The 22,926-nt window shown below is 71.7% G+C and carries 23 protein-coding genes and 1 pseudogene; 10 read left to right on the top strand and 14 right to left on the bottom strand.

Going from position 1 to position 22,926, the window contains the following annotated elements:
* Nucleotides 1-67: 67 nt before the first annotated feature.
* Nucleotides 68-796: a GntR family transcriptional regulator gene (locus tag D0D15_RS05840; RefSeq protein WP_094005725.1), complete on the bottom strand. Its 729-nt coding sequence runs from the start codon at nucleotides 794-796 to the stop codon at nucleotides 68-70.
* A 127-nt stretch (nucleotides 797-923) separates the two neighbouring features.
* Between D0D15_RS05840 and D0D15_RS05835 the strand changes: the two genes are divergently transcribed.
* Both D0D15_RS05835 and D0D15_RS05830 read left to right on the top strand, forming a co-directional pair.
* Complete coding sequence (locus tag D0D15_RS05835) at nucleotides 924-1,931, top strand: SIS domain-containing protein (protein WP_115944292.1); 1,008 nt, start codon at nucleotides 924-926, stop codon at nucleotides 1,929-1,931.
* Nucleotides 1,928-2,842: an N-acetylglucosamine kinase gene (locus tag D0D15_RS05830; protein ID WP_094005724.1), complete on the top strand. Its 915-nt coding sequence runs from the start codon at nucleotides 1,928-1,930 to the stop codon at nucleotides 2,840-2,842. Before D0D15_RS05835 ends, D0D15_RS05830 begins: the two co-directional genes overlap by 4 nt.
* A 107-nt stretch (nucleotides 2,843-2,949) precedes the next feature.
* On the opposite strand, the gene D0D15_RS05825 is transcribed toward D0D15_RS05830, so the two are convergent.
* On the bottom strand, nucleotides 2,950-3,603 hold the full coding sequence (locus tag D0D15_RS05825) for a DUF3159 domain-containing protein (RefSeq protein ID WP_094005723.1): 654 nt from the start codon (nucleotides 3,601-3,603) through the stop codon (nucleotides 2,950-2,952).
* A 220-nt stretch (nucleotides 3,604-3,823) separates the two neighbouring features.
* Between D0D15_RS05825 and D0D15_RS05820 the strand changes: the two genes are divergently transcribed.
* From D0D15_RS05820 to D0D15_RS05810, 3 genes are all read left to right on the top strand, one after another.
* Entirely contained in the window at nucleotides 3,824-4,627 is an 804-nt protein-coding gene (locus D0D15_RS05820; RefSeq protein ID WP_167481460.1) for an SGNH/GDSL hydrolase family protein, read from the top strand.
* A 247-nt stretch (nucleotides 4,628-4,874) separates the two neighbouring features.
* Nucleotides 4,875-5,354, top strand: coding sequence for a DUF6932 family protein (locus tag D0D15_RS05815; RefSeq protein ID WP_162830506.1), 480 nt, complete (start codon nucleotides 4,875-4,877; stop codon nucleotides 5,352-5,354).
* A gap of 2 nt (nucleotides 5,355-5,356) precedes the next feature.
* Nucleotides 5,357-6,235, top strand: coding sequence for a hypothetical protein (locus tag D0D15_RS05810; RefSeq protein WP_198958241.1), 879 nt, complete (start codon nucleotides 5,357-5,359; stop codon nucleotides 6,233-6,235).
* Nucleotides 6,236-6,656: 421 nt separating this feature from the next.
* Here D0D15_RS05810 and D0D15_RS05805 read toward each other — a convergent pair.
* From D0D15_RS05805 to D0D15_RS05770, 8 genes and pseudogenes are all read right to left on the bottom strand, one after another.
* Nucleotides 6,657-9,365: pseudogene (locus D0D15_RS05805) on the bottom strand (AfsR/SARP family transcriptional regulator).
* 246 nt (nucleotides 9,366-9,611) lie between these two features.
* Nucleotides 9,612-10,505, bottom strand: coding sequence for an ectoine hydroxylase (gene thpD / locus D0D15_RS05800; RefSeq protein ID WP_369806799.1), 894 nt, complete (start codon nucleotides 10,503-10,505; stop codon nucleotides 9,612-9,614).
* Nucleotides 10,506-10,571: 66 nt separating this feature from the next.
* Nucleotides 10,572-10,985, bottom strand: a complete 414-nt coding sequence (locus D0D15_RS05795; RefSeq protein WP_020416992.1) for an ectoine synthase — start codon at nucleotides 10,983-10,985, stop codon at nucleotides 10,572-10,574.
* Between the two features lie 22 nt (nucleotides 10,986-11,007).
* Entirely contained in the window at nucleotides 11,008-12,261 is a 1,254-nt protein-coding gene (ectB, locus tag D0D15_RS05790; protein WP_094005718.1) for a diaminobutyrate--2-oxoglutarate transaminase, read from the bottom strand.
* Between the two features lie 68 nt (nucleotides 12,262-12,329).
* Nucleotides 12,330-12,830 carry a diaminobutyrate acetyltransferase gene (gene ectA, locus D0D15_RS05785; protein ID WP_162830505.1) on the bottom strand — a complete coding sequence of 167 codons (501 nt, stop codon included), beginning with the start codon at nucleotides 12,828-12,830 and terminating at the stop codon, nucleotides 12,330-12,332.
* Nucleotides 12,831-13,039: 209 nt separating this feature from the next.
* Nucleotides 13,040-13,816: an Abi-alpha family protein gene (locus tag D0D15_RS05780; RefSeq protein WP_094005717.1), complete on the bottom strand. Its 777-nt coding sequence runs from the start codon at nucleotides 13,814-13,816 to the stop codon at nucleotides 13,040-13,042.
* A gap of 33 nt (nucleotides 13,817-13,849) precedes the next feature.
* Nucleotides 13,850-14,194, bottom strand: coding sequence for a LapA family protein (locus tag D0D15_RS05775; protein ID WP_094005716.1), 345 nt, complete (start codon nucleotides 14,192-14,194; stop codon nucleotides 13,850-13,852).
* A 42-nt stretch (nucleotides 14,195-14,236) separates the two neighbouring features.
* Nucleotides 14,237-15,031 carry a class I SAM-dependent methyltransferase gene (locus D0D15_RS05770; protein WP_094005715.1) on the bottom strand — a complete coding sequence of 265 codons (795 nt, stop codon included), beginning with the start codon at nucleotides 15,029-15,031 and terminating at the stop codon, nucleotides 14,237-14,239.
* Nucleotides 15,032-15,094: 63 nt separating this feature from the next.
* On the opposite strand from D0D15_RS05770, the gene D0D15_RS05765 reads away from it, so the two are divergent.
* The 3 genes from D0D15_RS05765 to D0D15_RS05755 are packed head-to-tail and all read left to right on the top strand — an operon-like array spanning nucleotide 15,095 to nucleotide 17,534.
* Nucleotides 15,095-15,661, top strand: coding sequence for a TetR/AcrR family transcriptional regulator (locus tag D0D15_RS05765; RefSeq protein WP_115944290.1), 567 nt, complete (start codon nucleotides 15,095-15,097; stop codon nucleotides 15,659-15,661).
* Nucleotides 15,658-16,809 carry an NADH:flavin oxidoreductase gene (locus D0D15_RS05760; RefSeq protein ID WP_094005713.1) on the top strand — a complete coding sequence of 384 codons (1,152 nt, stop codon included), beginning with the start codon at nucleotides 15,658-15,660 and terminating at the stop codon, nucleotides 16,807-16,809. The genes D0D15_RS05765 and D0D15_RS05760 overlap by 4 nt, the downstream gene beginning before the upstream one ends.
* Nucleotides 16,806-17,534 (top strand): SDR family oxidoreductase, encoded by a 729-nt coding sequence (locus tag D0D15_RS05755; RefSeq protein WP_233157284.1) that lies wholly within the window; start codon nucleotides 16,806-16,808, stop codon nucleotides 17,532-17,534. The genes D0D15_RS05760 and D0D15_RS05755 overlap by 4 nt, the downstream gene beginning before the upstream one ends.
* 286 nt (nucleotides 17,535-17,820) lie before the next feature.
* On the opposite strand, the gene D0D15_RS05750 is transcribed toward D0D15_RS05755, so the two are convergent.
* Entirely contained in the window at nucleotides 17,821-18,222 is a 402-nt protein-coding gene (locus D0D15_RS05750) for a DUF4259 domain-containing protein (RefSeq protein ID WP_115944289.1), read from the bottom strand.
* A 98-nt stretch (nucleotides 18,223-18,320) separates the two neighbouring features.
* On the bottom strand, nucleotides 18,321-19,274 hold the full coding sequence (locus tag D0D15_RS05745) for a ring-cleaving dioxygenase (protein WP_094005710.1): 954 nt from the start codon (nucleotides 19,272-19,274) through the stop codon (nucleotides 18,321-18,323).
* 95 nt (nucleotides 19,275-19,369) lie between these two features.
* Between D0D15_RS05745 and D0D15_RS05740 the strand changes: the two genes are divergently transcribed.
* Together D0D15_RS05740 and D0D15_RS05735 are read left to right on the top strand one after the other, a co-directional pair.
* Entirely contained in the window at nucleotides 19,370-19,822 is a 453-nt protein-coding gene (locus D0D15_RS05740) for a MarR family winged helix-turn-helix transcriptional regulator (protein ID WP_094005709.1), read from the top strand.
* Between the two features lie 62 nt (nucleotides 19,823-19,884).
* Entirely contained in the window at nucleotides 19,885-20,268 is a 384-nt protein-coding gene (locus D0D15_RS05735; protein ID WP_094005780.1) for a VOC family protein, read from the top strand.
* Between the two features lie 233 nt (nucleotides 20,269-20,501).
* Here the strand turns inward: D0D15_RS05735 and D0D15_RS05725 are convergent, their stop codons facing one another.
* Both D0D15_RS05725 and D0D15_RS05720 read right to left on the bottom strand, forming a co-directional pair.
* A complete protein-coding gene (locus D0D15_RS05725) occupies nucleotides 20,502-21,359 on the bottom strand; it encodes an amidohydrolase family protein (protein WP_094005708.1) in 858 nt (285 codons plus the stop codon).
* Complete coding sequence (locus D0D15_RS05720) at nucleotides 21,356-22,918, bottom strand: benzoate-CoA ligase family protein (protein WP_094005707.1); 1,563 nt, start codon at nucleotides 22,916-22,918, stop codon at nucleotides 21,356-21,358. The genes D0D15_RS05725 and D0D15_RS05720 overlap by 4 nt, the downstream gene beginning before the upstream one ends.
* Nucleotides 22,919-22,926 lie beyond the last annotated feature (8 nt).

Raw genomic sequence — 22,926 nt, 5'->3', positions numbered from 1 at the left:
CTCCATCGTCCACAGTGGACACGACGAGCTTAACGATCCCTTGACACGGCAAGGGATCTTGCCGGAGTTACGGACGTCGCAGCGTGGTCACGAACTTGTACCGGTCACCGCGGTAGATCGACCGCACGAATTCGACCGGTTTGCCGTCCGCGGCGAACGAATGCCGCGACAGCAGCAGCATCGGGGTGCCGACGTCGGCGCCCAGCAGGTCCGCCTCCTGCGGCCCGGCCAGCGCGGTCTCGATCGTCTCCTCCGCGCTGTCCATCTCCACCCCGTACTGCTCCCGCAACACCGCGTACAGGGAACCGCCGGCCGACACGTGTTTGCGCAGGCCACGGAACCGCCCGAGCGGCAGGTGCGTGGTCTCCAGCGCCATCGGCTCGCCGTCGGCCAGCCGGAGCCGGCGCATCCGCAGCACCTTCGCGCCGTTGCGGATGCCGAGCAGCTTCGCCAGCTCGGGCTCGGCCGTCAGCTCCTCGACCTCCAGCAGCTTCGACGACGGCTCGCGCCCCTTCGCCCGCATGTCCTCGGTGTACGACGACAGCTGCAGCCGCTGCGCCAGCTTCGGCTCGGCGGCGAACGTGCCCTTGCCCTGCACCCGGTGCAGCCTGCCCTCGGCGGTCAGGTCCGCCAGCGCCTGCCGCACCGTGGTGCGGGAGACCGCGAACTCGGTGGCCAGCGAGCGTTCGGTGGGAATCGGCGAACCCGGCGGCATCGTCTCCAGCAGGTCGAGCAGATGCTGCTTCAACGCCCAGTACTTCGGTTCGCGCTGACCGCGCGTGGCTGACTCCAACATGACCGACTCCTCCTCGAACCGCGCCCGTGGCGCAGGATGAAACTACCCTTTCCGGATGGAACCTCGCCCGGGGTAGCATTGGTCTAGACCTCCGAAGGGATCAGGGATGAGCAACCCCGGACAGCACATGGCCGCGGAAATCGCCGAACAGCCCGCCGTTCTGGGTGGGCTGGTGGCCCGCCGCGGGGACATCGCCGACGTCGCGGCCGCCATCTCCCGGCGGCCGCCGCGGTTCGCCCTGCTGGCCGCGCGCGGCTCCAGCGACCACGCGGCGCTGTACGCGAAATACCTCATCGAGGTCCTGCTCGGGCTGCCCGCCGGGCTCGTCTCACCCTCCACGGTGACCCTCTACGGCGCGCGTCCCGACCTGCGGGACGTGCTGCTGGTGTCGGTCAGCCAGAGCGGCGGCTCGCCCGACCTGCTCGAGTTCACCCAGACCGCGCGCAAGCAGGGCGCGCTGACCGTCGCGGTCACCAACACGCCCGCCTCACCGCTGGGCGGGGCCGCCGAGCTGGCCGTCGACATCGGGGCCGGCACCGAGACGGCGGTGGCCGCGACCAAGACGTACTCGGCCACGCTGCTCGCGTTGTACCTGCTCATCGACGCCGTCCGGGGTGGTGACGGCTCGGCCGCCGCGGAGATCGAGCCGCTGGCCCGGCAGGCGCTGGAGGCCGACGTGCACCGCGCCGTGGATCGCTACCGCTTCGTCGACCGGATCATCACCACCGGCCGCGGCTACTCCTACGCCACCGCGCTGGAGTCGGCGCTCAAGCTCGCCGAGACCAGCTACCTCGCCGCCCGCGCGTACAGCGGCGCGGACCTGCTGCACGGGCCGGTCGCCGCCGTCGACGAGGAGACCGCGGTCCTCGCCATCACCGGCGCCGGGCGGGGCGGCGCGGCACAGCGCGACGTGCTGGCCGCGGTCGCCGAGCGGGGCGCCGACGTGCTGGCGCTCGGGTCGTCCGCCGACGCGGTGCCGGCCGCGGTGCGCATCCCGGTACCGTCCGTGGCCGAGGAACTCGCGCCAGTGCTGGAGGTGCTGCCGGTGCAGCGGATCGCGCTCGGGCTGGCCCTGGCCCGCGGCTTCGACCCGGACCGCCCGCGCGGGCTGAACAAGGTGACCCGGACGCGATGAGGTTCGTCCTCGGCGTCGACGCGGGTGGCACGTCCACGCGCGCGCTGGCCGTCGCCGCGGACGGCACGGTGCTCGGCACCGGGCGCGCGGGCGGCGCGAACCCGAACTCGCACCCGCCGGCGGAGGCGGTCGCCAACCTCGCGGCGGCCATCCGCGCGGCGGCCGAGGTCCCGGGCCGGGCAAGCGCTTGCGTCATCGGCATGGCCGGCACCTCGAAGCTGACCGACCCGGCGGTCGCGGCCCTGTTCGACGCCACCTGGCGGAACCTGGGCCTGGACCGGGTGGTGGTCCTGACCGACGCCGAGGTCGCGTTCGCCTCCGCCACCGACGCGCCCGACGGCACGGTGCTGATCGCCGGCACCGGCTCGATCGCGGGCCGGATCCGCAAGCGCCGCATGGTCGCGACCGAGGGTGGCTACGGCTGGCTGCTCGGCGACGAGGGCTCCGGGTTCTGGCTGGGGCGGGAGGCCGTGCGCGGCACGCTGGCCGCGCTGGGCCGGGACGGCGACCTCGGCCCGCTGGCCACCGCGGTGCTCGCCGAGGCCGGGATCGACGCGACCGACCGGAGGTACGCGTGGCGGCGGCTGATCACGGTCGCCAACGCCGAGCCGCCGGTCCGCCTCGCCCGGTTCGCGCCGCTGGTCGCGGTGGACGACCCGGCCGCCGCGGACATCGTCGAGCGCGCGGCGGACCTGCTGGTCGCGACCGCGCTGGCGACCCGCGAGCCGGGCGAGGACACGCCGGTCGTGCTGGTCGGCAGCGTGCTCGGCGAGGGCAGCCGGGTGGGCGAGCGGGTGCGGGCGAAGCTGGCCGGGCTCGAGGTCCGGACCAGCTCGGACGGCGTGTTCGGGGCGGCCTGGCTGGCCGCGGTGGAGGCGTTCGGGGAGGCCGCGGCACACCGCCCGGCCTGACCGGACCAAAGAACCGGACATTTTTCGTGCGCGCAGCACGAATGCCCGGGTGCGCCGCCGGGCGTACGGTGTGGACGGCCCCCGGACCTCCCCCTCGCCGGGGGCTCTTACTCGTGCCCCGGTCCCCGCACGACCCGCAGCCCCGGGTGCTCCTTCGGCAGCGTCCGGTACAGCACCCAGCCGCTCACCGCGATCGTCAGCGCCTGCAACGGCCAGGTCAGGACCGTGCGCGCGACGCCCAGCGCGACCAGCTCGCCCGCCCACCACAGCGGCAGGTAGACGACCACGCGCAGCACGTACTGCAGCGACCACACCAGGCTCGCCCGCGAGTAGGCGCGCATCAGGTCGGGGTCCGTGCGCCAGCGGGTCTTCTGGCCGAGCAGCAGCCCGACCACGACACCCAGCAGGGGCCACCGGACGACGACGCTGGTCACCCACAGCAACGCGCTGGCGACGTTGGACAGCACCTGGATGAGGAAGAAGTCCTGGGCGCGACCGGTGTGCAGCGCGATCAACGCGGCCACGATCACCGCCGCGAGGCTGACCACGACGGCGCGCGCCTTGTCGCCGCGGGTCAGGCGGAGCACGCCCACCACGACGGCGGTGGCGATCGCCGCGGCCGCGCCCCAGGCGATCGAGTTCCCCGCGACCAGCCAGCCGACCACGAACGCCAGCGGCGGCAGGCTCGCGTCGATCGCGCCCTTGCGCCCACCGAGGATGCTGCCCAGGGACTCCCGCTGCGGCGTGGCTTGTTCGGTCACCCTTACAGCGTGCCCCAAAACTGTCGGTGGGGGCAGCTACCATCGAGATCTTCGCCACACCATCCGGCGAAGAGCGGTAATAAGGAAGCTCAGGAGGCCGACAACGTAAGAGACTGTGACCTTGCTCTGAACCGACGGTGGCGTAGGTCGGGACTACAGGTGCATCCTGCTGAGTTGTTCTAGGGGCGATCAACAGGTGCTGGCGAAAGGGGACGGCAGCGTGCGTGCGTACGACAGCTATGTCGCACTGGGTGACAGCTTCACCGAAGGTCTCAACGACTTCAACCCGGACGGGACCTTCCGAGGCTGGGCCGACCGGCTCGCCGAGATCCTGGCCGAAGGACAACCCGGCTTCCAATACGCCAACCTGGCGTTGCGGGGGAAGATGCTCGCCGAAATCATCGAAGAGCAGGTTCCCCTCGCTCTCGATCTCAAACCCGATCTCGTGACGTTGTGCGCCGGGGGCAACGACGTGATCGTGCCCGGTTCGGACGTGGACGAGATCGCGGCCCAGCTGGACGAGGTGATCGGCAAGCTGCGCGCGGCGGGGATCGACGTGCTCGTGTTCAACGGGCCGGACACCAAGCACCTGCCGGTGATGAGCGTGCTGCGCGGCAAGATCGGCATCTACAACGCGCACCTGTGGACGAGCGCGCTCCGGCACGGCGCCAAGATCGTCGACCTGTGGGCGATGGACCCGCTGCACGACCCGCGCGCCTGGAGCGACGACAGGTTGCACTTCACGGCCGAGGGTCACCGGCGGATCGCGTTGCGCGCGGCGGAGGTGCTGGGCGTGCCGACGGCCGAGGACTGGCGCGAGCCGTGGCCGCTCACGGAGACGCGCGCGGACTGGATCGCGATGCGGCGATCGGACCTGGCGTGGACGAAGACGCACCTGCTGCCGTGGATCCGGCGCCAGCTACGCGGCGAGTCGATGGGCGACGGGTTGTCCCCGAAGCGCCCGCAGCTGACCCCGTTCGTGGCGCGGCCCCCCGTATCGGAGGACCGCGCCCCGGCGAGTTGAGGCAAGCCGGCTCCCTCGGCGGGGCGATTCGTTCGCCCCGCCGTTTCGCCGTGCGCGGGTGAATGGCGGTGCCCACGCGCGATCGAGAAACCCGACCTCGTCTCGGCGCGCACCCACCCGTCGCCTCCAGACGGACACCGCGCGCTCAACAATCCACGCGCCGCCCAGCCACGCCTCGCCGAGTGCCCGCCCATCGGCCACCACCACCCTCAATGGAGACGCCGCGCGTCGCTGATAGTTTCTGGGCATGCCGCTGCCCCATTGGACCCCGGAGGGGGTTCTGCCGCCTGGGCGGCTTCCGGCGGACGTGGCCGACATCTACGAACGTCTCGTCTTCGACGCGCCGCACCAGAACGCCCGCGAGATCCTGTTCAGCGCCCTCAACAGCTATCTCGGCGCGGTCGCCCGCATCATCCCGAGCGGGCGCGCGTGGATCGGCGGGCAGTTCATCACGCGCACCCCGGACGTGCCCAGCGGGCTCGACGTCGTGCTGCTCCCGGACGACTGGGGCGGTCTCAAGCGCATGACGGGCCGGGTGCGGGATTCGTTGTACGGGTTGCTGACCCTGCGCGGGGTCATCGTCGGGCAGCCCGCGATGTACCTCGATCAGGTACAACCCGTCGGCGGTTTGCTGGACGGGTTCCTGTGCTTCCCCGGTGACGAGGAAACGTGGGCGAACACCTGGTCCTACGAGGGGCGCCGCGGGTTCCCCGAGGTGGTGTGGTGATGATGGACTTCCGCCGGATCGCCGACGAGATCCCGGGCGGCACGTGGCTCGACGACCTGGCGCGCGCGTCGGCGATGGCCGCGCACGCGAAGTTCGAGCGCACGGCGCGGTCGCCGTTGCTGCGGGTGTCGATGCTGGGGCCGACGAACCTGGACGCGTACACGTTCTCCGACATCAGCCGGGCGCTGCAGGACGCGACGGCGAAGGTCGGGCACATCATCCGCAACCCGCAGGGTGAGATCACCTACGTCCAGCAGGCCGACCGGGACAAGGCGCCGCTGATCCAGCGCGGGCAGGCGGGCAACACGATCTTCTTCGGCTTCCCCGAGCCGGCGCCGGACGACGCGTTGATCCACGACGGGATCGAGACGCTGTCCGAGCGCGCGGTGAAGGAACTGTGCGATTTCCTGCCGGCGAACGGTTCCGACGACGGCGCCCTGGACGCGGTGCTGCTCCAGCGGGACACGGTGCGCAACGCGGTGAGCGACATCGTCAGCGCGGTCGTGAAGAACACCGGCATCGGGCTGCAGCTGACCCCGACGGCCGGCGAGGACGTGACGCGCAGCATGACGACCGACCAGGCGAAGGTGCTGCACAACAGCCTGCGGGAGTCGCGCGAAGAGGTCGGCTACGAGACGGTGTCCGGCCGCTTGGACGGGGTCCGCACGCGCCGCCGGATCTTCTACCTGGAGCGCGAGTCCGGGGGGACGATCCAGGGGGCGGTGGCGCCGGACCTGCTGGACCAGATCAAGGAGAACCTGGACCGCCCGGTGACCGCCCGGCTACGCGTGGTGCGCACAACAACGATCGACGGCCGCCGCGGCCGCCCGGTGCACGAGCTGCTGGAGATCACGCCGGAAGTGAACCTGTTCGACCAGTGACTCCCAGGGGGCAGTCCTGGCGCTCGGTGCCCGTAGGGGCCGGCGGCCCGGTGGTTGGGTGGCAGGTGCCAGCGGGGGCTGTCGGCTAGCGCCCCCGGGGCTCCCGGCTGGCGCCAGCGGGACCGGGTGGCTGGCGCCCGGAAAGCCAGGTAGCTGTGCTCCGGGGGCCCGGGAGCCCGGTGGCTGGTACCCGTCGCTGGTTCTGGTGATCGCCGCCGGGTGAATGGACCATTCGTCCGCGCGCGGGTCAACGACAGGGCCGTCCAGCGGAAGCGAGACGGCCGTCTGGCGCTCCCCCACTGCGCCAGACAGCCAAGCGGCACCATACGCCCTCGGCAAGATCCATCGCTAAGGATTCGCTAAGTGCGGGGTTTCTTCTACTCGAAAGCGTCAGTTCGATTGTCCGATCGGGGGAGCAACCTCAGGCCTCACCAGCGGCATCCGTGCTGGGTGCCTCGGCGGGCAGGCCCAGCTCCTCCAGCTCCCGGGCCACCTCGGCAGGCAGCCCGGGGCCCACCCGCTGGTACAGCTCCGCCGCCAGCCCGACCTGCAACCGCGCCTCCTCGAGATCGCCTCGGCGGCGGCACACCCGGCCGAGCGTCAGCCGTCCGACGGCCTCCTGCAACAGGAATCCCCGCCGGGCCGCCAGGTCCACCGCCTCGGCCGCGTACGACGCCGCCATCCCGGCATCACCGAGCCCGAAATACGACTCCGCCAGGTTGTTCAGCGACACCACCACATAACTGTCGTCCCCGAGACGGCGGTCGATCTCCAGCGACGACAGCTGGTGCGCGATCGCCTCGGCATACCTGCCCCGCGCCTTCTCCGCCTCCGCGCAGTTCGCCAGCGCCTGCCCCCGCAGCTCGTCCGAACCCGCGGCCGCCACCGCCTTCGTCAGGCACTCCACCGCCTCGTCGTGCCGGCCCACGCTGTTCAGCGCGCACCCCAGGTGGATCATCGCGCAGGTGTGGCTCCGCTCGTCCGCCGCGATCGACAACGCCTCGGCCGCGTCCGCCAGCGACGCCGCACCCAGGTCGAACGTCAGCGACATCGCACAACGCGAGATCAGCATCCAGAACCGCGCCTCGGCACCGCCGCACGCCCGAGCCGCCGCCATCCCCAGCGCCACCAGCCGCTGCCACTCGCCCCACAGCGGGCGCACCACCCGGTACGTGTGCGCCACCCGCGCCAGCCGCCAGACGTCCTCGTCCAGCCCGGCCGCCGCCGCGGCCTCCAGCACGGCCAAGAGGTTCGGCCACTCAGCCACGAACCACGCCAGCGCGTCGTCGAAGCCCTCCAGCGAAGGCACCGGCACCGCAACAGCAGAAAAGTCCAGCGGGTCCACGACCCGCAACAACCGCCGCCGCGCCGCGTCGGCCGCCGCCTGGTAGTACCGCACCGCCCGCGACAGCCCCGACGAATCCGCCAGTTCATGCGCGTACAACCGCACCAGGTCGTGCCGCGTGAACACCTCCGGCCCGCTCTCGGTCAGCAGGTGGTGCGCCGCCAGCACCCGCAACCGCCGCCGCGCCTACGCGACCTGCACCCCGCACAACGCCGCCGCCACGAACGGTCCGGCCGTCGGCCCGGGAAACGCCCCCAGCGCCCGGAACATCGCCGCGACCTCGTCCGGCAACCCCCGCACCGACACGTCCAGCGTCGCCCGCACCCCGGCGTCGTCCACGTCCAGCGCCACCAGCCGCGTCCGCTCGCTCGCCAGCTCGGCCACGAACTCCGGCACCGTCCACGCCGGGCCGGCCGCCAGCCGCGCCCCCGCGATCCGCAACGCGAGCGGCAGGTCCCCGCACAACCCCGCCACCCGCGAGTGGTACTCCGCGAACGCCCCACCGGCGACATCCGCGATCAGCCGCACCGAGTCCCGCCGCGCCAACGGCTCCAGCGCCCGCACCCGCGCCCCGTGCGACACGGTCAGCCCGTCCAGCCGCGCCCGCGAGGTCACCACCGCCACCGAGCCCGGCCCCGGCGGCAGCAACGGCCGCACCTGTTCGGCCGACCGCGCGTCGTCGAGTACCACCAGCATCCGCCGCCCGCAGGCCAGCGACCGGTACAGCGCCAGCCGCTCCCCCTCCGGCTCCGGCACCTCGGCCGCCGGCACCCCGAGCCCGAGCAGGAACCGCGCCAGCACCTCCGCCACCGGCACCGGCGCGTCGAACCCGCGCAGCGCGGCGAACAGGACCCCGTCCGGAAACCGCGAAGCCGCCCGGTGCGCCCACGACACCGCGAGCGCGCTCTTGCCGATCCCGGGCGGCCCGGTGATCACCCCGACCGCGCCGGCACCGTCCAGCCACGCCAGGTCCGCGGCCCGCCCGGCCAGCATCGGCACCGCGGGCGGCAGCTGGCGCGGCACCACCCGGGTCACGTCGATCGCCGACACCACCGGCGCCAGGTCGTCGTGCAACACGTGCGAGTGCAGCGCGCGCAGGTCCGGCCCGGGGTCGAGGCCGAGCTTCTCCGACGTCACCCGCGCCGCCTCTCGGTAGACCTCGAGCGCGTCGGCCCGGCGACCCGAGTAGTACAGCGCGCGCATCAGCTGGCCCACGGTCCGCTCGCGCCGCGGATCGTCCCGGACGATCGTGGTCAGCTCGGTGATCAGCTCCTCGTGCCGGCCCAGCGCCAGGTCGGCGTCGACCCGGGCGCCGTGCACCGCGATCCGCAGCTCCGCCAGCTCGGGCGCGCGCACCGGCACCCCGCCCAGCTCCGGCCCCTGCCACAGGGCCCACGCCTCGGCCAGCAACGCGGCACGTTCGCCGAGCGGCGCCGCCTCGGCGCGCTCGAACAGCGCGCGGGCGCGGTGCACGTCGACCAGCAGCGGGTCGACGGTCAGCCGGTAGCCGGGCGCGGCGGTGTCGATCCGGGCCGCCGGTGCGTCGACCGACCGCAGTGCCCGGCGCAGCTGGGAGACGTTGCCGTGCACGATCGTCCGCGCCGTCGGCGGCGGGTCGTGGTGCCACAGCGCGTCGATCAGGTCGTCGAGCGCGACGACGCGGTTCGGGCTCAGCGCCAGGATCGCGAGCAGCCCGCGCGCCCCGGTCCCGCCGATCGGCACCGGCCGGTCGCCGGCGAAGAGCTGGACGGGACCGAGCAGCTGGATGCGCAAACCCTTGAGCACAGGCCCCTCCCCGAGCACCGCGCCGGAGGAAACGAGTACGGCCCCGCACCATCAGTCCCGATCTGATGGTGCGGGGCCGCACTCGGTGAAACAAGTGACGGGGCCGGGTTCGCCTCGCCCATCGCTACCGGCGTCACACGGGATTCACCCCGAGCAAGGAAGACCCATGCTGCCGCCGTTCGCAGTGGCGGCACTGTAACAGGGCGCGATGGACCGGCTACACCCGACCCGCACTTCTTCCGGTGTCTATCGCGTCACAGGCGTGAAGTCCCGGCTGCCGATGAAGGTCGGCCGGGGCTTCGTCGCCGCGTACGGCTCGACGAGCGCGTTCTCGACGCTGTTGAACACCAGGAAGATGTTCGAGCGCGGGTACGGCGTGATGTTGTTGCCGGACCCGTGCATGATGTTGGAGTCGAACCACAGCGCCGAGCCGGCCGGCCCGGTGAACTGGTCGATCCCGTACTCCGCGGCGAGCTTGGTGATGTCGTTCTCGCTGGGAACGCCGATCTCCTGCTCCTTCAGCGACGACTTGTAGTAGTCCTCCGGGGTTTCGCCGACGCACGGGACGAACGTCCGCTGCGAACCCGGCATGACCATCAGGCCGCCGTTGAAGGGGTAGTTGTCGGTCAGCGCGATCGAGCAGCTCACCGCCCGAGGCCGCGGCATGCCGTCCTCGGCGTGCCAGGTCTCGAAGTCGGAGTGCCAGTAGAACCCGGTGCCCTTGAAGCCCGGCATGTAGTTCACCCGGCTCTGGTGGATGTACACCTCGGAGCCGAGGATCTGCCGGGCCCGGTCGAGGACGCGGGGGTCGCGCACGAGTTCGGCGATCAGCTCGCTGATCTTGTGCACCTCGAAGATGGACCGGACGCTGCCGGTCTTCTTCTCGGTGATGACCCGCTCGTCGGCCTTCAGCTGCTCGTCGCTGGAGAGCCGGACGAGCTCCTGCCAGTAGCCCTGCACTTCGGCGGGCGACAGCAGGCCCTCGACGATGTGGTACCCCTTCGCGTCGTGCGAAGCGAGTGTCGCCGCATCGATCGGACCGTCGGCCTCGCTGCCCCAGACAGTCGGGTCGACACGATCGAAGGGCTCGGCCGGGACGGGAACCCTGGTCGGGTAACTGTCCTCGACACCGGTTTCCATGATCGTCAAATCGGTTCGCCTCCTTTTATGCGTTGCCTTTCGGTAGGGGCCTCGCTCCGTGGTGGCTCAGGCGGACTTCTCGTCCGCCTCGTCCTCCTCGACGACCAGCGGGTACACGCCGTTCTCGTCGTGCACCTCCCGGCCGGTGACCGGCGGGTTGAAGACGCACACGGTCTTCATGTCGGTCTTCGGCCGGACCTGGTGCTTGTCGTGGTCGTTGAGGAGGTACAGGGAACCCGGCTTGAGCTGGAACGTCTCGCCGGTCGCCTTGTTGGTGATCTCGCCTTCGCCCTCGTAGACGAAGACCGCCTCGATGTGGTTGGCGTACCAGAAGTCGTTGACGGTCCCCGCGTACAGCGTGGTCTCGTGCACCGAGAAGCCGACCTTCTCCTTGGCCAGGATGATCCGCTTCGAGCGCCAGTTCGGCGTCTTGATGTCGGCGTCGGTGTCGGTGATCTCGTCGAGGGTCCGGACGATCAAAACTCTTCCCCTTCTCGTTCTTCTACTTACCGAGCACGGCCTTGACGGAGGCGTCGATGATCTCCAGCCCCTCGCCGACCTCGGCGTCCGTGAGCGTCAGCGGCGGCAGCAGCTTCACCACCTCGCCGTCCGGCCCGGAGGTCTCCATGAGCAGGCCGCGTTCGAACGCGGCGGCGCAGACCTTGCCGGCGAGTTCCCCGTTCTGGAACTCCAGACCGCGGGCCAGGCCGCGGCCCTTGGCGGTCAGCTGCGCGTCGGGGTAGGCGTCGACCAGGCCCTGCAGCGCCGCGCCGATGCGCTCGCCCTTGGCCCGGACCGACTTCTCCAGCTCGTCGTCGCTCCAGTAGGTGCGCATCGCCTCGGCGGCGGTGACGAACGCCGGGCTGATGCCGCGGAACGTGCCGTTGTGCTCGCCCGGCTCCCAGACGTCGAGGTCCGGGCGGATCAGGGTGAGCGCCATCGGGATCCCGTAGCCGGACAGCGACTTGGACAGGCAGACGATGTCCGGCTTGATGCCGGCGTCCTCGAAGCTGAAGAACGGGCCGGTGCGGCCGCAGCCCATCTGCACGTCGTCGACGATCAGCAGGATGTCGTGCCGCTTGCACAGGTCGGACAGGCCGCGCAGCCACTCCAGGCCGGCGGCGTTGATGCCGCCCTCGCCCTGCACGGTCTCCACGATCACCGCGGCCGGCTCGTTGAGCCCGCTGCCGGAGTCCTGGAGCAGCCGCTCGAAGTACAGGAAGTCCGGGTAGGCGCCGTCGAAGTACTGGTCGTAGGGCATCGGCGTGGCGTGCACCAGCGGGATGCCGGCGCCGTGGCGCTTCATCGAGTTGCCGGTGACCGACAGCGCGCCGATCGTCATGCCGTGGAAGGCGTTGGTGAAGTTGATGACCGACTCGCGGCCGGTCACCTTGCGGGCCAGCTTCAGCGCGGCTTCGACGGCGTTGGCGCCGCCCGGGCCGGGGAAGATGACCTTGTAGTCCAGCTCGCGCGGCTTGAGGATCTTCTCGTCGAGCGTCTCGAGCAGGTCGCGCTTGGCGACGGTGAACATGTCGAGCGCGTGCGTGACGCCGTCGCGCTCGATGTAGTCGATCAGCGCCTTCTTGAGCACGGGGTTGTTGTGGCCGTAGTTCAGCGCCCCGGCGCCGGCGAAGAAGTCGAGGTACGGGCGCCCGTCCTCGCCGTAGAGGCGGCTGCCCTGCGCGCGGTCGAACACGACCGGCCATCCCCGGCTGTAGCTGCGCACTTCGGATTCGAGCTTTTCGAAGATGCTCACTTTGGGTTTTCCCCTCACTGGTGCTTGTCGACAGCTGATCGCACGGGCGTCCTCGCCCAATTCCGGCGTTATCTGGGGCTCAGCGGGCCGATTCGGTAAAGGTCTTCCGGCTCGTGCCGCGTGCCGTCGTCCGGAAAGTCCGCCGAGCCGAACAGCTCGGTGCACTCCAGCTCCGCGCCCCACCGCTCGGCGAATGAGGTGAACAGGCGGATGGACGCTTTGTTGTCGGGCGTGATGGTGGTCTCCAGGTGTCGCACCCCGTCGGCCACCAGCCGCGTGAACAGGTTGTCGAGCAGGGCTCCGGCCAGCCCCTGCCCACGTTGCGACGCATCGACGGCGACCTGCCAGACGAGCGCGGTGTCCGGCGCCGAGGGACGGCGATAAGCGATCACGAATCCGACCGCGTCACCGTCCACCCGCGCCACCACCGAGGTGTCGGCGAAATCGCGGCACCACAACAGATATGCATAAGGCGAGTTGAGATCGAGCTTCTGCGAATCGCGTGCGATTCGCCAAAGCGCAGCCCCGTCGGCCTTGGTCGGATTTTCGATCAAGTGCTTTCCGGACATGTCAAAACAACCTAACAGAGTTGTTTGGGTCGTTCAGCGCATCGCGGACCGGGCAGGCGAACTACCTGCAACAACGGCGAAACACACGTGAGAATGACAACAGGAAGCTGGCGCTGCGGAGCCCAGGTGTGGTATGGCCCCAGCCTGGGCGGGGCCTTATCACGTAGAGCGCTCGATGCGCGCCGTCCGTTACACGGTAGTGGCAGCGCTCACAGGATGCGAGTCCACTCGCCGGGATCGCACGCCGCCCAGAAGCGGACGCCGAACCGCGACAGGCGAACCGTGCGCCGCACCAGCCGTGCCCGCCGGGCCGATTTCACGGCCGTGCGGACCAGGTCCTCGGTGGTCAGGATCTCGTACTGCGATTCCAGCTCGGCGGATTCGGCGTCCAGCTCGACCAGGCCGAACCCGGCCAGCCGGGTCAGGTAGCCGGGCACCTCGTCGGGCAGCGTGACACCGGCCGTCTTGCCCACCGTCGAGGCGTTGCGCAAGATCGTCCGGCCGCCACCGAATCCGCGCTCGGTGACGTCGATCACAGGGAACGCGGTGCCGCTGGCGAGCGTGGCGACGATGCGGGCCTCGTCCGGGGTGAGCTGGCGCAGCACGGTCGCGTAGAGGTACTCGCGGGCCTGCTCCCGGCCGAAGCCCACGGACCGGTCGAGCAGCTCCTTCATCGCGGCGCGCAGCGGTTCCCGCGCCGGGACCAGTTCGCCGGCGCCGTTGGGGGTGTGCTCGGAGCCGGCCGCGCTGAGCGCGACCACGTACGGGTCGTCGACCTCGTCGAGACGGCGGCGCAGGCCGGTCAGGACCTGCCGCTCGACCTGCCGCAGCCCCTCACCAGCCAGTTCGAGGCCGGGCAACGGCAGACGGCGTCCGATCGTGAACCCGGTGCGCGCGGCCCACCCGGCGAGCCGTCCCGCGCGGCGCAGCAGGTTCTCGTCGCCACCCTCCGGCGAACTCGGCAGGTTCTCGCTGGTCAACCACATCACCCCGTTTCCCGGGATGATGGTACGGCCGGATCAGCGCAGAGCCTTGTTCGCCTTCCGCGTCGCCTTCCGCAGCTGGACGATGCGCGCGCCGCCGACCAGTGCGACCAGCAGTGCGCCGGCGATCGCGGAGAACAGCATGGCCACGGCCAGCGGCATGCTGCCCTCCATGCCGAGGAAGGCCACCGTCGTCGAGGCCAGGTTCTGCAGGATGAAGATCAGCAGGAACACCAGGATGATCAGCGCGACGATGATCGCGACCCAGGTGCCGCTGACCCGGGTCCGTTTGATCTTGACCGGCTTCGCGGGCGCGGGCTCCGCCACGGGCGGCTGGGGCGGGGTGCCGGTGACCGGTTCGTCCCCCTGCGCGTGAGTCATACACCGATTGTGCTCGGGTGCGAAGGTCTCCGCAGGTCGAAATCACCCGGAACGGCCAACCGGCCAGCTGAGCGTGACCACATCGCGACCCGCGGAACCGAAGTCGGGTGCGCCGCGCAGCGCTTCGGCCACTTCACCGGCGCGGTCCGGGGGCAGGCACAACCGGCGGCGGGTGACGTCGACCAGCTCGTCGAAGCGCTGGTACTCCGGCTTCGCGTGCTGGTGCCACCGCACGATCTCCGGCTCGACGCCGAGTTCGCGCAGCGCGGCGACGGCGTCGTCGGCCGTCGGGCCGTCGGGGCGCGCGATGCCGTGGAACCGCCGCCACAACGGGTTCAGGCTGGTCATCGGGTGGACGGCGGCGAGTTCGACGACCACCCGGCGGCGCGCGTGGGCGGTCAGCGCGCCGGCGAACGGCGCCAGGTCGGGGGCGTTGTAGAGGACGTGGGCGCAGACCACGACGTCGGCGGGTTCGGCCTCGACGTCCGGCCACCGCCCCTCGATCGTCGTGCAGGGCACGGACAGCGCTTTCGCGCGGTTGGCGAACTCGGCGAGCAGGCGGGCGTTGGTGTCCACCGCCGTGACCCGCGTGATGGCTCGCGCGCAGGGCAGGCTCGCCGCGCCCGCCCCCGCGCCCACGTCGAGCACGGAACCCGGAAGGGCCGCGAGAACCGCGTCGTGGGTCGGGGTGGCGGGTCCGGCGATGAGGCGGTCGGCGCGGCGCGCGAACGCCCGGGGCGGCACGAACCAGGGCGATTCCGGGGCCGCGGACAGGATGTGCTCCGGGATCGCCCAGCCGGCCAGCTGCTCCGACCACCTGCGCACCGCGTCCGCCATGCCCTCGATTGTGCCGGTCAATCAGTGATTGATTCGGTGATGGAAGTGTGGTGTGCTGGACGGGTGCCGAGCACCGACGCCCGCGAGCGACTGCTGACCGTCGCCGAGCGGCTGCTGCTGGAATCCGGCTACGACGCGGTGTCCGTGCGGGCGATCAACAGCGCGGCCGGCATGAACCCGGCGGCGGTGCACTACCACTTCGGGTCGAAGGACGCGCTGATCGCGGCGCTGCTGGAGGCCCGGCTCGCGCCGGTGTGGCAGCAGCGGCTGGACGAGGTCACCGAGCGGCGGCGCGACGGCTGGGCGCCGACCGTGCCCGAGCTGGTGGACCTGGTCGTGACCCCGCTGGCCGGGCTGGCCGCGGATCCGGTCGGGCAGTTGCGGTTGCGGCTGCTGGCGCGGTTCGTGCTGGGGCGGCGGGAACCGGCGTGGACATCCCGGTGGTTCGGGCTGGGGCCGTGGATCGAGCTGCTGCGGGACGCGCGGCCGGAGCTGTCGAAGGCGGGCGCGGCGCAGCGCTGGCTGCTCGCGTTCGGGCTGGTGCTGCAGTTCTTCGCCGACGGGATGCCCGGCGAGGTGCCGGTGGAGACGCTGCGGGCGTTCGTCGCGGCGGGATTGGCGGGGTCATGACCGACGTCTTCGCGCCCGCGCGGCTGGGGCCGGTGCGGCTGCGCAACCGGATCATCAAGGCGGCGACGTTCGAGGGCGCGACCCCGGACGCGCTGGTCACGGACCGGCTGATCGAGTTCCACCGGCGGCCGGCGCGCGGCGGGGTGGGCATGACGACCGTGGCGTACTGCGCGGTGTCGCCGGAGGGACGCACCGACCGGCACCAGATCTGGATGCGCCCGGAGGCGCTGCCCGGGCTGCGGCGGCTGACCGACGCGGTGCACGCCGAAGGGGCGGCGGTGAGCGCGCAGATCGGGCACGCGGGTCCGGTGGCGAACGCGGCGTCGAACCGCCTGCCGGCGCTGGCTCCGGGCCGGTTCCCGAACCCGCTGGGGATGCGGATGACGCGAGCGGCCACTGTGGACGATCTCGCGCGGGTGGTGCGGGCGCACGCTTCGGCGGCCCGGCTGGCGGCGGACGCCGGGTTCGACGCCGTGGAACTCCACTTCGGACACAACTACCTGGTGAGCTCGTTCCTGAGCCCGCGGCTGAACCGGCGCCGGGACTCCTACGGCGGGTCGCTGGCGAACCGGGCGCGGCTGGCGCTGGAGGTCGCGCGGGCGGTGCGGGACGCGGTCGGCTCACGCATCGCCGTGACGGCGAAGCTGAACATGGACGACGGCGTGCCCGGCGGGTTCTGGCTGGACGAGAGCGTGCAGGTCGCGCGGTGGCTGGAGGCGGAGGGGACGGTCGACGCGCTGGAGCTGACCGCCGGGAGTTCGCTGCTGAACCCGATGTACCTGTTCACCGGGGACGCGCCGGTGCGGGAGTTCGCGGCCGCGTTCCCGGCGCCGGTGCGATGGGGCATCCGCGCGGGTGGCGGGGCGTTCCTGAAGAGTTACCCGTTCCAGGAGGCCTACCTGCTGGACCGGGCGCGCCAGTTCCGCGCGGCGCTGGAGCTGCCGTTGATCCTGCTCGGCGGGATCACGCGGCTGGAGACGATGGAGCGGGCGGTGGCCGAGGGTTTCCAGTTCGTGGCGATGGCGCGCGCGTTGCTGCGTGAGCCGGACCTGCCGCGGCGGTTGCGGTCCGGGGCGCGTTCGCTGTGCGTGCACTGCAACCGCTGCATGCCGACGATCTACCGGGGGACGCGATGTGTGCTGACGTGATCGCTGTGACGGGGTCCGCGTCGGGGATCGGGGCCGCGGTAGTGGCGGCGCTGCGGGCGGACGGGCACGAGGTGATCGGCGTGGACCTGCGTGACGCGGAGGTGTGCGCGGATCTGTCCACTGCGGACGGTCGCCGGGCGGCGGTGGACGTGGTGCGCGGGCTGGCGCCGGAACTGGACGGGCTGGTGGTGTGCGCGGGGCTGGGGCCGCACGTCCCGGATCCGCGGCAGATCGTCGAGGTGAACTACCGCGGTGCGGTCGAGGTGCTGGACGGGTTGTTCCCGGTGTTGCGCGGGGCGGCGGTGGCGGTGTCGTCTTCGGCGTCGACGATGGTGAAGTGGGCGGACAACCCGATCTCGCGCGGCGAGGAGGCCGCGGCGCTGGCCGACGCCGGCGAGTACGCGGGGCACCTGGCCTACTCGTGGTCGAAGAACGCGTTGACGGTCGCGGTGCGGCAACGGGTCGCCACGTGGGGCGCGGCGGGCGTGCGGCTGAACACGGTGGCCCCCGGCGCGGTCGACACGCCACTGCTGCAGGCGGGCCTGGACTCCCGCTTCGGCGACGCGATCCGCGGCTACCAGGCCCCGATCGCGCGGCGGGGCCGGCCGGCGGAGATCGCGTCGCTGATCCGCTACCTGCTCGGCCCGGAGGCGGGCTACATCCACGGCGCCCAGTTCCTGATCGACGGCGGCTCGGACGCGTTGCTGCGGCCCACGGAGTTCTAGGCACGCAGCCGCCGGGCGAGCCGGACAGCGCAGGGGTGCGGGTGGACTCACCCGCCGCGTCGGCTCCCGCGGACGGGAGCGGCACCGCACGCGGTCGAGACCTTCTTCGTGGCTCGTTCCGCGCCCCGGCCGCCGGCACCGCGGGACGGCACACCGGCGAGACTTCCCGTGAGCGCTTGGATCGCGCAACCGGCCGCCAGCACCACAGCCCACGCCCGCCGTCGCGCCTTTCCCACAACCCGGCCGCTGGCGCCGCACCGCATGACTTCCCGCGGGCTCCTTCCGCTCAACCGGCCGCCAGTACCGTGCGCAGCCGGTCGATTTCGGCCAGCCAAGACGGCCGGTCCGGCTCCTCCCGCAGTTCGTCCAGTTCGGACTTCTCGCCCAGGACGCGGTCGATCGCGCGCACCGCGAGCGGTCTCAGCTCGGCGGGCAGCGCGGGCCGCGGCGCGGCCGGCCCGTAGCTGTCGTCCACCGGATCGCCGTCGGGGACCTGTGACGCCACGAGCGCGGCCGCCGCCACGGCGAGCATCCCCTCCGGCGCCTCGAGATACCCGGAATCGTCCGCGGCGGTCTCCAGCGTCGTGCGGATCAGCGCCACCCGCTCACCAGCCGGCAGGTCGTCCAGCTCGTTCGCGAAGTCGGCGGCCTCGTCGTTGTCGAAGTGCCCGATTCCCCCTGTGCCCATTGGCGCCTCCTCGAAGTTGCCGTGATCTTCCCAGGAGGCACCGACAAAACCGGTCGTTACGCCACCGGCGCACCCCTCGGTGAACTCGTGCTCCAGCGTCAACGGTTGTTCTCGCCCGGGATGTCCAGCTTCGGCAGCGCGCGCTCGATCTGCTCGCGGTCCGGTTCCAGCCACGGCGGCAGCTTGAGCGCACGGCCCAGCTCCAGCAGCGGCTCGTCGATGGCGAACCCGGGCTGGTCGGTCGCGATCTCCAGCAGCGTGCCGCCCGGCTCGCGGAAGTAGATCGAGCGGAAGTACTGCCGGTCCAGGATCGAGGTGACGTGCACGCCCCGGTCGGCCAGCTCCGCGCGCCACGCGGCCTGGCTGTCCTCGTCCGGCGCGCGCCACGCGACGTGGTGGACGGTGCCCGCGGCGACGAGCCCGCGCGGCACGTCCGGCGTGACCAGGACGTCGACCAGCGCGCCCGGCCCGCCCGCGCCGGCCTTGAAGCGCAGGCGGTTGCTGTCCTGGCTGCTGAAGGTCAGACCCAGGTCGCCGAACATCTCGGCGGTCGCGTCCTCCTCGGCGACCGACAGGGTCACCGAGTGCAGGCCGCGGATCGCGTGCTCGGCCGGGACGTGCCCGTTGTCCCACGGGTCACGTGGGTCGCCCTGCGGGTGCGCGACCAGGGCGAGCTGGAGGCCGTCCGGATCGCGGAACGTCAGGACGTCCTCGCCGGCCCGGTTGGCGATGCGACCGGTGGTGAGGCCGGCTTCCGCGAGGTGGTCCTTCCACCAGCCGATCGAGTTCGCCGGCACGGAGAACGCGGTCGTGGTGGCCTGGCCGGTGCCGAGGCGGCCCCTGGGGGCCCCGGGCCACGGGAAGAAGGTCATCAGCGTGCCGGGCTTGCCGGACTGGTCGCCGTAGTAGAGGTGGTAGGTGCCCGGGTCGTCGAAGTTGACCGTGGTCTTCACCAGGCGCAGGCCGAGCGTGCGCAGGTAGAAGTCGGCGTTGCGCTGGGGGTCGCCGCCGATCGCGGTCACGTGGTGCAAGCCGCTCGTCTTGATGGACATCCGTCTGCTCCTTCGCCGGGGCCTCAAGGTAACCCGGAGAACCTCTCGCCAGCAAGATATATTCCAGGAAGAGTTCTGGGCGGTATAGTCATGGCGTGACCACTCCCGGCGATGACGAGATCGTGACCTGGTGGGGCCTCGTGATCGAGGGGTACCTCGCCACGCAGGATCGACTCATGGGCGAGATCGCCGAGCGGTTCGGACTGGCGCCGGCGCCGTTCGACATCCTGCTGCGGCTGGTGCGCACGCCCGGTCACCGCATGCCGATGACGCGCCTGGCCACCGAGGCGGCGCTGTCCAGCGGCGGGTTCACCAAGGTGGCGGACCGGCTGGTCGCCGCCGGGCTGATCACCCGCAAGCCGAGCCCGGACGACCGGCGCGTGACGTTCGCGTGCCTGACCGAGCACGGCCGCGAGGTGGCGGAGAAGGCGCGCCAGGCGTGCGCGGAGATCCTGCGGCGCCGGGTGCTGGAGCCGCTTGGCCCGGAGGCGTCGGAAGCCCTGGCCGACGCGATGCGCACGCTCCGCGAGGTGAACGGCACCAGCTGAAACCCCCGTTGCCTCGACCGGATCCGCGGCGCACCATGGGTGCTCTCGTGAAGGAGGCGGCCATGCTCACCACGTCCACCATCACGCACATGCTCCCCGCGCAGGACACCGACCGCGCCCGGCACTTCTACGGTGACCAGCTCGGCCTGCGCCAGACCGGAACCGGCCCGGACGGCACCTGCTACTTCGAAGCCGGCTCCGGGCACGTGATCGGCCTGCGCCCGCTGCCGGACACCGCACCGAGCGAGAACACGGTGCTCAGCTTCGAGGTCGGCGACATCTCCGCCGAGGTGCACGACCTGGAGGCCCGCGGCGTGCGCTTCGCCGACTACGACTCCGGTGACCTCCGCACCGAAGGCCACATCGCCACGCTGGGCAACGAGAAAGCCGCGTGGTTCTCCGACTCCGAAGGCAACTGGCTCTGCCTCCACGAGGTGATGCGCTAGCCGACCCCGGCGCCCGCGAGTCCCACCTTCGGCGCTGAGAGTCCGACCTGCCCGGAACCGCATCGGGTGTGGGACTCGCGCGCGGGAGCGCAGGACTCGCGCGCGGGAGCGCAGGACTCGCGGGCCGGAGTGTGGGACTCGCGCGCGGGAGCGCGGGACTCGCGCGCGGGAGCGCAGGACTCGCGCGCGGGAGCGCGGGACTCGCGAGCGGGAGCGCGGGACTCGCGGCTGCGTCAGATTCCCAAGCCCGGGTAGATCTTCGCCGCGTTGGCGGACAGCACGTCGCGCAGCACGGGCTCCGGCAGGTCCAGCTCCATCAGCGCCCGGACGTTCCGCGCGACGCCCGGGACGCCCGGCCAGTCCGTGCCGAACACGAACCGGCCGGCCAGCCGCACGAAGTCGAACCGCGCGTAGTACTCCGGCAGCTTCCGCGGCGGCAGCCCGGACAGGTCCAGCCACACGTTGTCCCGCGCCAGGGCCAGGAACGCGGCCACGTCGTACCACCACCCGCGGCCGCCGTGGGCGAACACGAACTGCACCGACGGGAAGTCCTCGACGACGTCCGCCATCAGCTCCGGGTTCCCGAAGCTCGCGCGGGCGCCGGGGAAGCTGCTCGTGCCCGAGTGGATGATCACCGGCACCCCGCGCTCCGCACAGACGTGGTACGCGGCGTACAACTCCTTGTCCCCCGGCGAGAACGCGCCGTGCACGGGGTGGATCTTCAACGCCACCGCACCCAGGTCCAGCTGCCGCTCCACCTCGGCCGCCACCGGGTGGTGCAGGTACGGGTTCACGTTCGCCACCAGCCGGAACCGCGTCGGGTTCTCCGCGACCAGCGGCAGGTTGTCCTCGATCGGCTGGATCCCGGTCGCGCGCGGGCTGTACTCGCAGAACAACAACGCGCGGTCGACGCCCTCGGACTCGAACAACGCATCCAGCCGCGAAGGCACGACGTTCCCCTCCGCGTCGTACGCCGACCGCCAGTCGTGCGGCCCGGAGAACCGCTCCGCCCACTCCAGCCACGCCGGCTTCAACGTGCCCAGCCGCGGCGCGTGGACGTGCGCGTCGACCACCGCATACCCGTCGATCACGTGAGGGCTCCCGGCCGCAGCGAATCCCGCACCAGCTCGCGGATCACGTTCCGGCGGATCTTGCCCGTCGCGGTCTTCGGCAGCTCCTCGACCCCCACCACGGCGCGCGGCCGTTTGAACGCGGCCAGCCCCTCCCGGCAGAAGTCGATCAGCGCGTCCGGGTCGACGGTCCGCCCGGCGGCCGGCACCACGCACGCCACCGGCTTCTCGATGCCGTCGGAGTCCGGCGCCGCCACCACCGCCACCTCGGCCACGTCGGGGTGCTGCAGCAACCGCTGCTCGACCTCCGCCGGCGACACCCAGATCCCGCCCGCCTTCAGCATGTCGTTGAACCGGCCGAGACACGTGTAGGTGCCGTCCGGGTTGCGCACGAAGCTGTCGCCCGTCCGCAGCCACTCGCCCTGGAACACCTGCTTCGACGTCTCGTACCGGCTCCAGTACCCGAACGCCGTCGACGGCCCGCGCACGTACAGCTCGCCGGGCTGCCCGGTGGTCTCGATCACCGTGCCCAGCGGATCGCGGATCTCCAGGTCGTACCCGGGCACCGCGACGCCCGTCGTGCCCGGCACCACCGCGCCCGGCCGGTTGGACAGGAAGATGTGCAGCGCCTCGGTGGACCCGATGCCGTCCAGGATCTCCACCCCGAACCGCTCCCGGAACCGCTCGAACAGCACCGCGGGCAGCGGCTCACCGGCGGAAACCGCCTGGCGCACCGAGGAGAACGTGTCGCGCGGCAGGTCGGCGGACAGCAGGGCGGAGTAGAACGTCGGCACGCCGAAGAACAACGTCGGCCGCTCGGCGCGCACCCGGTCGGCCACCAGCTGCGGCGTCGGGCGGCCCGGTTCGAACACCGTGCTCGCGCCCACCGACAGCGGGAAGAACGCGGAATTGCCGATGCCGTAGGCGAAGAACAGCTTGGCGACCGAGAAGCACCGGTCGTCCGGCCGGATGCCGAGCACCTGCCGTCCGTAGGTCTCGCACACCGCGCGGATGCTCGCGTGCCGGTGCATCGCGCCCTTGGGCCGGCCGGTCGTGCCGGAGGTGTACAGCCACAGCGCGGGCGAATCCTCCCAGGTGGCGTAGGTTTCCCGCGGGTCCGCCGTGGACAGACGCGACCAGTCGTGTGTGGACATCGAAGAGAACTGGGCCGCGTCCGCCCGGTCCAGGACGACGTCGGTGACCTCCGGCGCCAGCTCGACCGCCTCCTTCGCGGCCGCGGCGAACTCGCCGGACACGCACAGCACGCGGGCCCGCGAGTCGGCGAGCACCCGGCCCAGCTCGGGCCCGGTCACCATGGTCGACACCGGCACCGGCACCGCCCCGGCGCACATCGCGCCGAGGATGCCGGTGAGCATTTCGACGCCGTCCACCATGCACAACATGACCCGTTCCTCGGGCCGCACACCGATGCCGGTCAACCCGCCCGCGACGCGGTGCACCGCTTCGGACAGTTCCGCGTAGGTGAGCGTGTGGGAGACCGTGACGACCGCGGTGCGGGCGCCGTCACCGTCCCGGACGTGCCGGTCGACCAGGTAGTCCGCGGCGTTGAACTCGGCCATCGCGCCCG

Source organism: Amycolatopsis thermalba, from assembly GCF_003385215.1.
GTDB lineage: Bacteria > Actinomycetota > Actinomycetes > Mycobacteriales > Pseudonocardiaceae > Amycolatopsis_E > Amycolatopsis_E thermalba.
Note: the sequence above shows the minus strand (reverse complement) of the source record. Positions and strands in the feature narration are given on the sequence as shown.

Excerpts from the sequence above, each read along its gene's own strand:
- D0D15_RS05840 (WP_094005725.1), bottom strand. The coding sequence starts at position 796 with ATGTTGGAGTCAGCCACGCGCGGTCAGCGCGAACCGAAGTACTGGGCG.
- D0D15_RS05835 (WP_115944292.1), top strand. The coding sequence starts at position 924 with ATGGCCGCGGAAATCGCCGAACAGCCCGCCGTTCTGGGTGGGCTGGTG.
- D0D15_RS05830 (WP_094005724.1), top strand. The coding sequence starts at position 1,928 with ATGAGGTTCGTCCTCGGCGTCGACGCGGGTGGCACGTCCACGCGCGCG.
- D0D15_RS05815 (WP_162830506.1), top strand. The coding sequence starts at position 4,875 with ATGCCGCTGCCCCATTGGACCCCGGAGGGGGTTCTGCCGCCTGGGCGG.
- D0D15_RS05810 (WP_198958241.1), top strand. The coding sequence starts at position 5,357 with ATGGACTTCCGCCGGATCGCCGACGAGATCCCGGGCGGCACGTGGCTC.
- thpD (WP_369806799.1), bottom strand. The coding sequence starts at position 10,505 with ATGGAAACCGGTGTCGAGGACAGTTACCCGACCAGGGTTCCCGTCCCG.
- ectA (WP_162830505.1), bottom strand. The coding sequence starts at position 12,830 with ATGTCCGGAAAGCACTTGATCGAAAATCCGACCAAGGCCGACGGGGCT.
- D0D15_RS05780 (WP_094005717.1), bottom strand. The coding sequence starts at position 13,816 with ATGTGGTTGACCAGCGAGAACCTGCCGAGTTCGCCGGAGGGTGGCGAC.
- D0D15_RS05775 (WP_094005716.1), bottom strand. The coding sequence starts at position 14,194 with ATGACTCACGCGCAGGGGGACGAACCGGTCACCGGCACCCCGCCCCAG.
- D0D15_RS05770 (WP_094005715.1), bottom strand. The coding sequence starts at position 15,031 with ATGGCGGACGCGGTGCGCAGGTGGTCGGAGCAGCTGGCCGGCTGGGCG.
- D0D15_RS05760 (WP_094005713.1), top strand. The coding sequence starts at position 15,658 with ATGACCGACGTCTTCGCGCCCGCGCGGCTGGGGCCGGTGCGGCTGCGC.
- D0D15_RS05750 (WP_115944289.1), bottom strand. The coding sequence starts at position 18,222 with ATGGGCACAGGGGGAATCGGGCACTTCGACAACGACGAGGCCGCCGAC.
- D0D15_RS05745 (WP_094005710.1), bottom strand. The coding sequence starts at position 19,274 with ATGTCCATCAAGACGAGCGGCTTGCACCACGTGACCGCGATCGGCGGC.
- D0D15_RS05735 (WP_094005780.1), top strand. The coding sequence starts at position 19,885 with ATGCTCACCACGTCCACCATCACGCACATGCTCCCCGCGCAGGACACC.
- D0D15_RS05720 (WP_094005707.1), bottom strand. The coding sequence starts at position 22,918 with ATGGCCGAGTTCAACGCCGCGGACTACCTGGTCGACCGGCACGTCCGG.